This is a genomic window from Microbacterium sp. UBA837, assembly GCF_002296025.1.
In the GTDB taxonomy this organism is placed as follows: Bacteria; Actinomycetota; Actinomycetes; order Actinomycetales; family Microbacteriaceae; genus Microbacterium.
Genome location: NZ_DBHD01000124.1, coordinates 2,633 through 15,253, shown reverse-complemented (window position 1 = coordinate 15,253; position 12,621 = coordinate 2,633). Strand labels below are relative to the sequence as shown.

14 protein-coding genes are annotated in these 12,621 nt (G+C 68.9%); 5 read left to right on the top strand and 9 right to left on the bottom strand.

Annotated features, from left to right (window positions below; all coding sequences use genetic code 11):
• Positions 1 to 115: 115 nt before the first annotated feature.
• Entirely contained in the window at positions 116 to 775 is a 660-nt protein-coding gene (locus B3587_RS09365) for an NUDIX hydrolase (protein ID WP_292728094.1), read from the bottom strand.
• A 270-nt stretch (positions 776 to 1,045) separates the two neighbouring features.
• Here B3587_RS09365 and B3587_RS09360 point away from each other — a divergent pair, with 270 nt between their 5' ends.
• Positions 1,046 to 1,336, top strand: a complete 291-nt coding sequence (locus B3587_RS09360; RefSeq protein ID WP_228178671.1) for a hypothetical protein — start codon at positions 1,046 to 1,048, stop codon at positions 1,334 to 1,336.
• Positions 1,337 to 1,361: 25 nt separating this feature from the next.
• On the opposite strand, the gene B3587_RS09355 is transcribed toward B3587_RS09360, so the two are convergent.
• Entirely contained in the window at positions 1,362 to 1,646 is a 285-nt protein-coding gene (locus B3587_RS09355; protein WP_292728090.1) for a hypothetical protein, read from the bottom strand.
• On the opposite strand from B3587_RS09355, the gene B3587_RS09350 reads away from it, so the two are divergent.
• On the top strand, positions 1,641 to 1,805 hold the full coding sequence (locus B3587_RS09350; RefSeq protein ID WP_292728088.1) for a hypothetical protein: 165 nt from the start codon (positions 1,641 to 1,643) through the stop codon (positions 1,803 to 1,805). The two genes, B3587_RS09355 and B3587_RS09350, sit on opposite strands and share 6 nt — an antisense overlap.
• Here the strand turns inward: B3587_RS09350 and B3587_RS09345 are convergent.
• Together B3587_RS09345 and B3587_RS09340 are read right to left on the bottom strand one after the other, a co-directional pair.
• Positions 1,781 to 2,398, bottom strand: a complete 618-nt coding sequence (locus B3587_RS09345; protein WP_292728086.1) for a GyrI-like domain-containing protein — start codon at positions 2,396 to 2,398, stop codon at positions 1,781 to 1,783. The genes B3587_RS09350 and B3587_RS09345 overlap by 25 nt on opposite strands.
• The gene (locus B3587_RS09340; protein ID WP_292728092.1) at positions 2,395 to 3,987 is read right to left on the bottom strand and encodes an MFS transporter; all 1,593 of its coding nucleotides are present in this window, start codon (positions 3,985 to 3,987) and stop codon (positions 2,395 to 2,397) included. Before B3587_RS09340 ends, B3587_RS09345 begins: the two co-directional genes overlap by 4 nt.
• Before the next feature lie 451 nt (positions 3,988 to 4,438).
• Here B3587_RS09340 and B3587_RS09335 point away from each other — a divergent pair, with 451 nt between their 5' ends.
• Positions 4,439 to 5,707: an IS256 family transposase gene (locus B3587_RS09335; RefSeq protein ID WP_056519183.1), complete on the top strand. Its 1,269-nt coding sequence runs from the start codon at positions 4,439 to 4,441 to the stop codon at positions 5,705 to 5,707.
• Between the two features lie 400 nt (positions 5,708 to 6,107).
• Here the strand turns inward: B3587_RS09335 and B3587_RS09330 are convergent, their stop codons facing one another.
• On the bottom strand, positions 6,108 to 8,093 hold the full coding sequence (locus B3587_RS09330) for an NHL repeat-containing protein (RefSeq protein WP_292728082.1): 1,986 nt from the start codon (positions 8,091 to 8,093) through the stop codon (positions 6,108 to 6,110).
• Between the two features lie 253 nt (positions 8,094 to 8,346).
• On the opposite strand from B3587_RS09330, the gene B3587_RS09325 reads away from it, so the two are divergent.
• On the top strand, positions 8,347 to 8,799 hold the full coding sequence (locus B3587_RS09325; RefSeq protein WP_228178666.1) for a hypothetical protein: 453 nt from the start codon (positions 8,347 to 8,349) through the stop codon (positions 8,797 to 8,799).
• A gap of 430 nt (positions 8,800 to 9,229) precedes the next feature.
• On the opposite strand, the gene B3587_RS09315 is transcribed toward B3587_RS09325, so the two are convergent.
• Both B3587_RS09315 and B3587_RS09310 read right to left on the bottom strand, forming a co-directional pair.
• The gene (locus B3587_RS09315) at positions 9,230 to 9,655 is read right to left on the bottom strand and encodes a TIGR02611 family protein (protein ID WP_228178665.1); all 426 of its coding nucleotides are present in this window, start codon (positions 9,653 to 9,655) and stop codon (positions 9,230 to 9,232) included.
• Positions 9,656 to 9,710: 55 nt separating this feature from the next.
• Complete coding sequence (locus B3587_RS09310) at positions 9,711 to 10,388, bottom strand: HNH endonuclease family protein (RefSeq protein WP_292728079.1); 678 nt, start codon at positions 10,386 to 10,388, stop codon at positions 9,711 to 9,713.
• A gap of 18 nt (positions 10,389 to 10,406) precedes the next feature.
• On the opposite strand from B3587_RS09310, the gene B3587_RS09305 reads away from it, so the two are divergent.
• Complete coding sequence (locus B3587_RS09305; protein WP_292728077.1) at positions 10,407 to 11,219, top strand: YoaK family protein; 813 nt, start codon at positions 10,407 to 10,409, stop codon at positions 11,217 to 11,219.
• Positions 11,220 to 11,234: 15 nt separating this feature from the next.
• Here the strand turns inward: B3587_RS09305 and B3587_RS09300 are convergent, their stop codons facing one another.
• Together B3587_RS09300 and B3587_RS09295 are read right to left on the bottom strand one after the other, a co-directional pair.
• Complete coding sequence (locus B3587_RS09300; RefSeq protein ID WP_292728075.1) at positions 11,235 to 12,356, bottom strand: PQQ-dependent sugar dehydrogenase; 1,122 nt, start codon at positions 12,354 to 12,356, stop codon at positions 11,235 to 11,237.
• 53 nt (positions 12,357 to 12,409) lie between these two features.
• Complete coding sequence (locus B3587_RS09295; RefSeq protein WP_292728073.1) at positions 12,410 to 12,595, bottom strand: hypothetical protein; 186 nt, start codon at positions 12,593 to 12,595, stop codon at positions 12,410 to 12,412.
• Positions 12,596 to 12,621: the final 26 nt, after the last annotated feature.

Below are 12,621 nucleotides of genomic sequence, written 5' to 3'. Positions count from 1 at the left end.
CAGCATCGAGTGGCTTCCCCCTCACTGCAATGAGTAAGAACTACTCACAGGCCGGGGCGCGGCGCCGACGCCAGCCGCGTCACAGCAGCAGCACCGCCTGCCGGGACCGGTTCGCCTAGGGCAACAGATTCGGGATCGCGAGCCGGCGCATCCGATCCCACGGCTCGGTCCATCCCAGGCGGTCGAACAAGCCGTCCAGCAGCATGGCGGTGAACCCCCAGACCAGGTGCTCGCCGGTCTCGGTGCGCACCTGAAACGCGGGGGCGCGGTGTCTGCGAGGGCCGCGATCGATGCCTGTGCATCCGCGGTTCGCGGGATCGAGCAGGTCGGCGACCGGCGCACGGAAGACCGCCGCCGACTCGGCCACATCGACAGCGCGCACCGGCGACGGCTCGCGCCACCACCCCAAGACAGGGGTCACGCGATGAGAGGAGTACGGCAAGGGCACCTCGGCGAGGGTGCCCAGAACATCGACTCCGTCCGGGTCCAGTCCCGTTTCTTCCTGGGCTTCGCGTAGCGCAGCAGCGACGGGACCGGAATCATCCGGCTCCAGACGACCCCCGGGAAAGGCGACCTGGCCCGCGTGCGAACGCAGCGTCGTCGCCCGCGCCAACAACAGCACGTCGAGATCCCGCGAGACGGCTGCAGCACTCGCCCGGTGAGCGCTCGGCGCGTCATCCAGAACCCCGAACAGGATGAGGACGGCAGCGGGTCTCGCATCGGGGTCATCGGGAAGCCCGAGCAGCGCAGCCAGGCTGTCGCGGCGCGCGGCCATCGGGTCGGTCGACACGAGCTGAAGAAGCTGCCGGCGTGCGTCCTGATGCCCGGCGGAGGCAGCCGCAGCGAGCCGAGCCCCGGGCGTGGCGCCCACCGGCCCCGCCGCGTCACGGGAGTCGCGTGTCATCCGTCCAGGCTACGACGGGCGACCCTCGACCTGGCTGAGGCTGGTACATTTCCCGCGTCGGGAGCGGATGTCGTCGTCGACGCGCAGGATGAGACAGAGCGACTGCGCGAGTTCGCCACCGGTCACGCGGACTGCCTGCGCGTGAACCCGTGGTCACCGCTCTGCAACAACTGGAGTGCGGAGGCGAACCTCGCTGCTGCCGAAGCGACCCTCGCCGACCTCGAGGCCGACATGGATCTCGCCTTTGCGCGAGCTGCGGTCGTCCGCATCCCCTCTGACGCGGCGCGCGCAGACGCCGACGCAGCCTTCGCGGCGGCAGCCGGCGTCGGGACTGCCGCGATGGCGGCAGCCACTGCCACGCTCGGTCTCTCGATCCTGACCGCGCACCGGGCGCGGCCGGTCGGATCCTGGCGCGGTGGCGAGCGTCAGTGACCGACTCGATCACTGACCGGCGCGGTCAGCGCCCCTCTGTCGAGCTCCATCCCGAGAGCCGGCGCTGCTCGAACGCCTCGAGAAGGATGTCGAGAGCGAAACGGAACTCCGCATCCGCGTCGCAGCCGCCCGCGGCGCCCGGGGCCGTCAGCGCCATCCGCACGATATGGGGAAAGGATGCCGAGAGCGATGCCAGCGCGGCTTCCTCTGATGCAGCGACCGGCCCACCGCCGGACGCGGCCTCTGATGCCGACGGCGTCGGAAGAACATCGTGGGTGAATCCCCACATCCGGGTGCTCAGCGTATGCATCGCATGATCGGCCCGGCAGCCGCCTACACCTTCGCCGGCCTACGCACACTCGAGGCCGCGATCATCGGCGCAGGCCGAGTCGGCGCCGGCCGCGTGATCGCCACGGGTCCGGCAGTAATCCTGCCGGACCTCCGTCAGTCGATCGCGCGCACCGGCTGACGCAGGATCGTCTTCAACTTCTCGGGGGCGACCCGTCGCGGATCGCTGAGATAGACCTCGTGGTGCGGCCCGTTGAATGTGAGGTTCTGCGCCGGCATCAGCTCCGCGTGCAGGCGCCGTAGCGTCAGCGTCTCCGCATCATACGAACCCACGTGCAGGATCTGGAGCGACAGCCCCTCCTCGATCGTGCGCGCAGCGACCCTGTCGATCGGCAGCTCGGGCTTCTTGCGGACTGCGGTGTCGAGTCCGACACGGATGTCGGCATCCGTCACTGCCGGCGGCAACGGGATCAGCATCGTCCAGTCCCACGCATCCTTACGGCGCTCGGCAAAGCTCGACGGGTCGTCGCTGGACCACAACCCCTCGAGCGGACCGACGACGAAGTCGTCACCCGAGCGGGCCCGGAAGGCGAACTTGATGGCATACCCCGACGCATAGAGAGCACTCACGGCATCCGTGTACTCGGCTGCCGTGTTGGGGTCGCCGTGACCGCCGATGGCCAGATAGGTCAGGGGTGGCACCGTCACGCGCACGAAATCGTGGGACCCGGGCGCGTACAGATCCTTCCGGTCCTTCTTGAGGTCGTACTTCATCCTTGCCCTCCCATGCGGGCATCGGATGCCGAGACCGCCGCACCCGTCGACCGTGCCGCAGCACGGCGAACGACGAGAGCACCCACGAATCCGAGCAGCAGGAACACCGTCGCCACGAGAAGTGACCAACGTGTGGCATCCGCGAAGCCGTTCGAAAGCGCCGTCACCGCCGCCGCAGTCTGGTCACCGAGCGGACTGCTCGTCCCCTCGGCACGCAACTGACTGATCGTCGTTCCCGCGGACTGCCGGGTCGTGTCGGCGAGCTGGGTCGCACTCGACCCCGTGATGCCGGCATCAGTCAGCGCGGCCGGCAGCGTGAGCGCGAGGGCGACCGTCAGCGCCGCACCCGCGAAGGCCGTACCGAGGGCCGACCCGACCTGCCGAACCGTGCTCTGGGTTGCCGACCCCTGCCCTGAGACGTCGACGGGCACGTCCTGCAGCACCGTCCCGGTCAACTGGGCGGACGCAAGCCCGAGCCCCAGACCGTAGACGACCAACGGGATCGCGACGATCCACCCCGAGCTGGAGCCGGTGATGAGCAGAGCGAGGACGGCGACCCCGACCACCTCGAGCCCGAGTCCGATCAGCACGGTTCCGGGCGAGCCGAAGCGCGCCGCCAGGTGCCTCGCCGATGCGCCCGAGAAGAACGCGCCGAGCGCCATCGCGGCCAGGACCAGCCCCGCGCCCATGACATCCAGGCCGAGCGCATTCACGAGATACAGGGGCAGCACGAAGATGATCGCGAACTCCCCCACTGCCACCATGGCTGCCGTGACGTTTCCCCAGGTGAAGGTCGGGAGGCGAAAGAGATTCAGATCGAGGATCGCGGAACGGCGCACCTTCTCGCGGTGACGCTCCCACACCACGAACAGCACGAGCGCCACGACAGCGACCAGGAAGGCGATCGGTACCACCGACACCGGAGCATCCGCCGGCCACTGCCATCCGAAGACCGAGAACTCGCCTGTCGGTGCCCACCAGCCCAACTGCGGCCCCTCGATGACAGCGAACACGAGTGCGCCGAAGCCGATCGCGCTCAGCAGCGCGCCGTCGACATCCGCTCCGGGCCGCCCCTTCGCGCCCTTCGTCTCGGGCACCGTGAGCAGGCCCGCGATGAAGACCGCAGCTCCGAGCGGAATGTTCACCAGGAAGATCCAGTGCCACGAGGCCCACTGGGTGAGGGCGCCACCGGCCAACGGACCGATGGCAGCGGCTCCCGAGATCACCGCACCCCACACCCCGAACGCCGCGCCCCGGTACTTGCCGCGGAACACCGCATTCACGGTCGAGAGCGTCGAAGGCATGATCAGAGCGGCACCGATCGCCTGCACGGCGCGCGCCGCGATGAGCGGCCCCGCGGCATCCGCCATCGCCGCCAGGATGCTGCCGCCGACGAAGACGACAAGCCCCACCTGGAACAGGAGCTTGCGCCCCCACCGGTCGGCAAGCTTGCCCGTCGACAGCAAGAGCGCGGCCAGAAGAACGGCGTAGAGGCTGTTGACCCACTGCGCGTCGGTGAGGTCGAGCCCGATGTCGGCGATGATCACCGGGAGGGCGACGCCAACGATCGTGCCGTCGAGGACGATCATCCCGAGCCCCGTCGACAGTACCGCGAGGGCGAGCCACTCGCGACGTGTCGGTGGTGTCACGCGAAGGTCCGTGCTGGTGCTCACGATCCGAGCCTGGCACAGACCCCCTCGACGAACCCACACCTTCTTGGGCCCGATCGCGCGAGCCCATCCTGCCGAACCCACACCTTCCCGCGCGAACCCACACGTTTCGGTGGTCAGAACGTGTGGGTTCGGCACGGATGCTGTGGGCTCGCGCCCAAGGGTGGGCTCGCGCGTCAGAGGGGGCTGCGGGGGCGGGCAGGGCAACGACCCCCGACCTACCGAGATACAGCGGTTTCGGGGGCGTGCCGTCGGGGTGAGTCTCTTAGCGTGGTGTCACTTCCCGCGGGGTTTTCGCCGTCGTTGACGTAGAGAGGCCATCGTGGGAACCCCAGTTGTTTCCAGCAAGAAGCAAAGAAGTGATCCCACGATGACCCATACCCAGTCTGCCTTGACGACCCTGATCAGCGAAGTCCTCGCCGATCCCGACCTCGCCCACTCGGATGTGTTCCGGCGGATGTTGCAGGCCGGGTTGCAGGACCTGATCAACGCGGAGGCCACTGCGAAGATCGGCGCCGCCCCGCATGAGCGCACCCCGGAGCGCGTCACGCGCCGTAACGGCACCCGTCCGAAGACCCTCGCCACTCCGGCCGGGGAGGTGGACCTGGCGATCCCGAAGCTGCGGGAAGGGTCGTTCTTCCCGTCGTTGCTGTCCCCGCGGCGCCGCGTCGACAAGGCCCTTTACGCGGTGATCTGCCAAGCCTGGATCGACGGGGTCAGCACTCGCAAGGTCGACCAGCTGATGCGCGCTTTGGGTAACGACACCGGCATCTCCCGCTCGACCGTCTCGCGAATCTGCACGGAGATCGACGAAGCCGTCGCGGAGTTCCTGCATCGCCGCATCGACCACACCTGGTTCCCCTACCTGTTCCTGGACGCCACCTACCTCGACGTCCGCCTGCGCGGCCGCGTCGTCTCCCAGGCGCTCGTGGTCGCCACCGGCGTCTCCGGCGACGGCCGTCGCGAGATCCTCGGCATGGCGCTGGGAGATGCGGAGACGACGGACTTCTGGACCGAGTTCCTGCGCTCCCTGCGCGAGCGGGGACTGAAGGTCGCCACCGACGCCGACCCGCTGGGCGTCGCCCTTGTCACCTCCGACGCGCACGCCGGCCTCAAAGCCGCTGTCAAGGCGATCCTGCCGGGAGCTGCCTGGCAGCGCTGCCGCGTCCACTTCGCCCGCAACGTCACCCAGAAGCTCGGCTCGGCCCGATCCAAGCCCGTCAACGCGCTGATCACCACGATCTTCGCCCAGACCAGCCCGGAGGCCGTGACCGCGCAATACCGGCAGGTCACCGACAGCCTGCGCGCATCGTTCCCCGAGATCGCGCAAATGCTCGAGGCCGCCGAAGCGGACCTGACCGCCTTCGCCGCCATGCCGCGTGAGCACTGGCAGAAGATCTGGTCCAACAACCCCATCGAGCGCCTCAACCGCGAGATCAAGCGCCGCGCCGACGTCGTCCAGATCTTCCCCGACCGCGACAGCGTCACCCGCCTCATCGGCGCTGTCCTGCAAGAGCAGCACGAGGAATGGCAATACGGCGAACGCCGCTACTTCTCCGAGATCTCCATGCGCAAGCTCATCCACACCCTCCGCGACCACGCAGAACCCGCCCGCCCCGAGCTCTACCTGACCGCCTAACCCCATCCACCACCGGAAACAACCGAAGTGACACCACACCACGGGACTTGACCTGCCGTCGATTCGGGGACCTGACGGTTACCCCTGGGCACGTCGTTGTGGGTCGAGAAACGTAACATCCGCGGGATGCCCCGCGCAAGCATCCGCCTCATCCCTTCATGCCTGCTGGATGCCCCTGGTCGCCCCGGACCACCGCCGAACCCACACCTAACTCGGGAACCCACACGATCCTTCGGCAGAAAGCTGTGGGCTCGGTACGGATGCTGTGGGTTCGTCCCCCATGCACCGCTCAGGGACAACTCGGCTGAAGGAGGGACAACTCGGCTGGAAGAGGGACAACTCAGCTGAAGGAGGGACAACTCGGCTGGAAGAGGGACAACTCAGCCGGAGGAGGGACAACTCAGCCGGAGAAGGGAGGGACCTCGACGGGGGCGGCGAGACCGACGAAGGCGACGATCTGGTGACCGCCGGGGTTCGTCTGCAGCGGAACCTCTTCCCAGTTGTTGGCGATCCACAGGTTGCCCGACGGGTCGACGATCAGTCCCGTGTTGCGGACGAGGCCGTCGAACGCGTACCCGGCATCCGGCGAGATCGGGTCACCCGTCGACAGGCTGCCGGGGCAAGTGTCGGGCGAGGTCCCGCAGAACGCCGACACGCGCTGGTCGGAGAAATTCGCGACCCAGACGTTCCCGTTGCCATCGGTCGTGATGCCCCACGGCCGGGTGATCCCGCCACCGCTGAAGGGGCCCGACACCGTCTGCCCGTCGGCGTCGATGAGCGCGATCGAACCGGTCGGCCCCGACGAGATCGGCCGCGTCGGGCACGGGAGGGTCGTGGAGCCGGAGTTGGCGACCCATACGTTGCCCTCCGGGTCGGAGGCAACACCCATCGGCAACACGAACTCATCCCCTGCAAGCGGCGCGTCACCCACGAGCGTGCCGTCGTAGTTGAAGACCGCCACCGAGCTGCTCGCGATGCCGCTCACGAAGACGTGCTGCCCGGTGTCGACAACACCGAACGCCTGGTCGAGACCGACATCCAGGGTCATCGCCTGCTCGGGATCGCCCCCGGGATACACGGTGACCGTGCCGGTCTGGCAATTCGCGTTCCACACGTCTCCCGCGGCAGTGACGTCCATGCCTTGCGGCCACGCCAGCTCACCGGCGGTGAACCCGGTCACCGGCGGTGAGAGCGGCTCGCCCTCGATCGAGAAGAGCGACACACTGTTGTGCGGCGGCTGCTCGGTGCATCCTTCGCCGGCGAAACCGAAGTTGCTCACCCACAGCTGACCCGACGGATCGAAGGCGATGCCGAAGCCCGAACCACTCAGCCCGCCTCCCGTGTACTTGCCGACCATCTCGCCGCCGGGCGCGAACTTCAACAGCAGGTCACTGCCACACGTGGGGTCCTGCGGGTCGGCACCGTACTCGTAGTTGTTGTTGACCCAGATGTTTCCGTCGGGGTCGATGGCGAAGTTACCCGGACCGTCGAGGGTCTGCCCGTCGCCGTCGAAGCGAAGCGCGAGGGTCCAGGCGGCAGGGGCCGCCATCAGACCCGGGCGGTCTCCCGCCACAGTCAGCGACAGGTCGTACAGTGCGGATGCGGCAGCGCTGGGGTCGCGCGCGATCTGAGCGAAAGCACGGAACGTATCGACGGACCGCTGATCCGACCGAGCGCTCGCGGCGTCGACAAGGGCGCGGCACGCGTCAGCATCCACGACGCACGCACTGAGGATGTTGGTGAGCGAGGTGAACGTCGGAAGCGCCTCGGTCTGCGTGCCGTTGGGCGCAGAGGTCAGCACCGCCCCGTAATCACCGGTGGACGCGTCCACGAGGTTCGTGTACATCGCGGCGGCATTGGGAAGGCCCGGCGCAGAACCTTCGACGCCGTCCGGACCGGTGAACTGCGCGAGCGCATAGCCGGCTGCAATGGTCGTGCGTTCGTTGAGGACGACAGCTGTGGCATCCGCGGGGATGATGGCGGCGAAGGTCGCGGTCATCGTCGTGTCGTCACCGCCGGGGGCGGTCGCGAGCAGGTAGACCAGATCGTCGCCCCGCGAGACGGAACCGAGATCGACGACGAACTCACCGTCGCGATCGGATGACGTCGACCCGATCTGCGACGCCGGCTCGCCCTCCGCACCAGCCGACCATGCCGAGACCTCCCAGCCGGATACTGCTGCCCCGTCGACGACGGGAACGACGGCACCGCTCACGGCGGATGCCTCACCATCGGGCTCGGCAGGTGCCCAGCAGCCTGCCAGCGCGAGCACGGATGCCGTCACGAGCGCGACGGCGCCGATCATGCGCCGCCCCGGGGATCGGGTGCTCGTTCGGTCGTCGGACTCGATCGGGTGGGGCTGGTCTTGGCGCACAAGGTTCCGCATCGAATTCACTCCGTCAGGTGTCTGGGTCCGGTCGTCGGGTCCGTCCCACGCGGCAGGTTAGCAGCGCCCGGTGGCCGGCGTGGGCGAGGTTCAGGTCGAGATTCGGTCACGAATCCCTCTGTGTTTTCGCTGACCGCTCCCCGCCGCGGCCCTCTCGCTCCGGGCAGCCACGCGGGTCGAGTAGGAATCGAGAAGCGCCCGACCGCAGCAGCCCGTACCTTCGATGTCAGCGGCACCAGAAAGGACCCCACGAATGGCCGACAAGCGTGACACCTCAACGGATGGCTTCAGCGACGCAGAACGCGAGGCGATGAAACAGCGCGCCGCCGAGCTGCGCGAGCAGGCCGCCGGCGGCACAGGCTCGGCGAAGAAGGAGAAGGAAGCGCGGGCCTGCGTGGATGCGATCGCCGCACTGAACGGCACAGACAAGGCGGTCGCGGAGCTGCTTCACCGGATCGTGCGGGAAGAGGCACCGCACCTGGACCCCAAGACCTGGTACGGGTTCCCCTCGTACGCGCGAGACGGCAAGGTCGTCGTGTTCTATCAGCCCGCGTCGAAGTTCGACACCCGCTACGGCAGCGTCGGCTTCAACGAGGACGCCCTGCTCGATGACGGCGCGATGTGGGCCACAGCCTTCGCCGTCGTCGAGGTCACCGACGAGGTCGAGGCGACCCTGCGTGATCTCGTCCACCGCGCCGCCGGCTGACGCAGCGCAAGACCGGTGGCCGTCTCGCCAACGCCGGTGGAACGCACGCGCCGCGACGATGCGTGATTGGCGTGCGCGTTTCGTGACGCTGCCGCGGGAGGAGGGCGCTACGGTCAATCCCATGGCTGCCCCACGCACCCGCCGTGCCCGCGTTGCGCGCCGCCGCGCCCGACGTGTCGCAGCATCGGGAAGCGACCTCACCGACGCCGAATGGATACTCATCCGCGATGCGTGGGGGCGGTGCGCGTACTGCGGACGCGCGGGTCTCGCCCTCCAGAAGGACTGCGTGCTTCCGATCTCGCGCGGCGGCCGCTCGACAACGTGGTTCCGGCCTGCGGCAGCTGCAACGCGAGCAAGTGCAACGCAGAAGTCACGAGCTGGATGCGTCGACGGCGGCTCGACGAGCGGGCGTTCCTCCTCGCCTGGGCTCTTATTCTGCGCGAGCTTCGCGAGCGGCACGAGCCGCGCGGCGCTGACGCCACCACTGCCAGAACCGGTCCAGCATCCGCTTGACCCAGCCCGACAGCCGGCGCGCCCAGTGGAACTCGGTGCCGAGCACCGCGAGCCCGAGGAACACGATCAGCCAGCCCGGTCCCGGCAGGGGAACGAGTACGAGTCCACCGAGGGCCATGATCGTCCCGACCACGGCGACGCCGACACGGTAGGCGATCTCGACCCGCGGATGCCGCGCAACCCACGCGCGCGCTGTGCGCAGCATCCGTCTGATCGGGCGGTCCTCGCGCTCGGCGTCCGCGATCTCGGCACGGATATCCTGCTCCAGCGCCGTGGACCCGTTGCGCCCGGTCGGGGCGTCCAGATCGGGCATGGTGCGTGCCGAACCAGAGATGGGGGGCATGGCGACGACGCTAACAAGCGAAGTCGCGAGGTCCCTGGGTACCGCGTCAACGGGGTCAGCAGCGCGTCAGGGCTGAGCGCGCCGCCTCCCGATCGGGGCCGGTGATCCCGAGGTCGTAGGCATCGACGACGCTCACCCAGGCGATCACATATCCGCACACGGATGCCGCAGCCGGCGGCATCCACTCGGCCGGGCCCGAGTCGCTCTTGGCGGAGTTGATCTCATCCGCCGTCACCACCAGGTTCGCCGGGTCGTTCGCGAAGACGAGGCGCTCGGCATCCGACCACCGATCAGCGCCGTGGCGCCACGCCCACGCCAATGCGACGATGTGGTCGATCTGCACGAGAGGGGACGTCTGCTCCCCGGACGTGAAGCTCTCGGTGTGCCCGTCGTAGGGATCGACGAGCACCCCCTCGAGGACCTTGCACTCGCCACTCCCCTCGCGAAAGACCACCGCCGACAGGTCACGGGCGAGGACATCGTTGCGGGTGTCGCACCCGTTGCCGTCGACGTCGGCCCAGCGCTCTCCGAACAGATCACGCTGGTATGGCGCGTCCACTACCCCCGAGACCGTCGGCAGCCGCGACAGCATCTCCTGCGCCGACGCGGCATCGATCGCCGGCGCAGTCACCGGGTTCCGCCGCGCCTCCCCGCCCGGCCGAGAGGCCGCGCTCCAGCTGATCACCGCGATGACGACGACCCCCGCCAGAGCGGCGAGAATCCCGAGCACCATCACCGCTCGTCTCACAGGGTGTCCGCCGGTTCTTCCACGCCCTCGACTCTAGGTCTGCCGACAGACATCGCCGGCCACGAGCCGGATCGACGGGCCGATACTCTGGGGCAGGTCGGTGTGGAGGAATGCGCCGCCGGAAGGGTCGTCGTGGTCAGGTCGCTCACGCGTTTCCGGCTGGCCATCGCCGTTGCACTCGCGATCCTCGCCGGATACATCGACGGCATCGCCTTCGTCTACCTCGGCGGATACTTCGTCTCGTTCATGAGCGGCAACACCACCCAGTCGGGGGTCGAGCTGGCAGGCGGGGACCTCGCCGCCGCGGGCTTCGGGTTCCTGGTGATCCTGGGCTTCGTGCTCGGGGTGATGGGTGGCACGATCGTCAGCTCCCCCGGTCGCGATCGCGGCGGGATCATCCTCGTCGGCGTCGCCGGCGTCATCGCGATCGGCGCCCTCCTCTCGGGTGCGCCGCCGGTCGACCCGAACGCCCTCACCGGCGCAGCACTCATGGGGGTTGCCCCCACAGCCGTCTGCCTCTCGTTCGCGATGGGGGCCGTCAACACCGTCTTCAGCGGACGCGGTGAACCCTCGTTCGGCATCACCTACATGACCGGAGCCCTGGTGAAGATCGGCGAGGGGATCGTCGGCGCGTTCCGCGGTGGCGATCGCACGAGCTGGCTGCGCTATCTGGCGCTCTGGCTCGGGATCGCCGTCGGCGCCGTCGGCGGCGCCGCCGTCTACGCGACCGTGGGGTCGCCGGCGCTCTGGGTCGGCGTCATCGCGGCGGTCGTCCTGGCCGGCATCCTCGTCGCCGCGCGCCCGCGTCCGGCCTGAGAGGAACGCCGCGGATCAGGGGGCTGCTTCGACGATCTGAACACTCAGGAGGCGATCGTCGTCTCCCGACGGGGAGCCTCGACCGTCGGTGTTGTTCGTGAGCAGCAGCAGCTCGTCTCCGTCGATCACCGCGTCACGGATGCGGCCGAACTCCCCGACCCACAGGGGTTGCGGGTCGCTCAGGGCACCGCTCGCGTCGACGTCGACCTGCCAGACGCGTTCACCCCGCAGCGCGGCGACGAACAGGGTGCTACCGGCGGCGGCCAGTCCGCTGGGGCTTGCCTCGTCCGTCGTCCACGTGACCACCGGATCGATGTACGCCGGGTCTCCGGCCGCGCCCTCGTGCACCGGCCAGCCGTAGTTCCCGCCCGCGACGATGCGGTTGATCTCGTCGGTCGCGTTCTGCCCGAACTCGGTCGCCCACATCGTGCCGTCGGCGGTCCACGCAAGACCCTGCACGTTCCGGTGACCGAGGGAGTACACGGCATTGCCGAACGGATTGGACTGCGCGGGTATCCCGTCCACTCCGACGCGCAGGATCTTCCCCGCCAGCGACGCGGGGTCCTGCGAGGCCCCGGTGTTTCCCGCATCCCCGGTGGCGATGTAGAGGTACCCGTCGGGGCCGAACGCGATGCGTCCGCCGTTGTGGTTCCCCGCCCTCGGGATCCCCTCGAGCACCACCTCTGCCGGGCCGAGGCTGCGTTCTCCCGGCTCACCCACAAGCGGCATCCGGATGACGCGATTGTCGCTCCAGCTCGTCAGGTACGCGTAGAGCCAGGGTTCGGCATCCGTCTCGAGGACGGCGAGACCGAGCAGACCCCCCTCTCCGCCGACGTTCACGTCCGGGACGGTGCCGATCGTGCGGGTCGACCCGCTCGCGTCGACCTCGAGCACCGCGCCGCCCCGCAGACTCACGATCCGGGTGCCGTCGGCGAACGGGACGATCGACCACGGCACCCGCAGCGACCCCGCCAGCGCGGCCGGCGCACCAGCCGTGCGCCACAGGGCGGTCTCGGCCGGCACGGTCGCGGTCGGACTGGATTCAGCGACGAGAGGGCTACGGGCATCGGCGGTGGCGGAGGGAGAGGTAGAGGTAACGGGTCCAGCGCCGCCGACGCACGCGGTCAGGGTGAGCATGGCCGCCATCGCTCCCCCACCGAGGGCAGCGATCCGGAGCCGGCGACGCACGGTCATTCTGAGGACGACGACCTCGCGAACACGGCGCGCAGGACGAAGTAGACGACGACGGCGACGACCGCGACCACGGCGAGCTTGAGGATGAGCATCGCGACGCCCCACAGCAGTTCCACGAGCAGCCAGGCGATCACGATCGCGGCGATGACTCCGAGGACGGTCCAGAGAGTGCCTTTGTTCATGGTCCCAGCCTACGAAGCCCTCACTC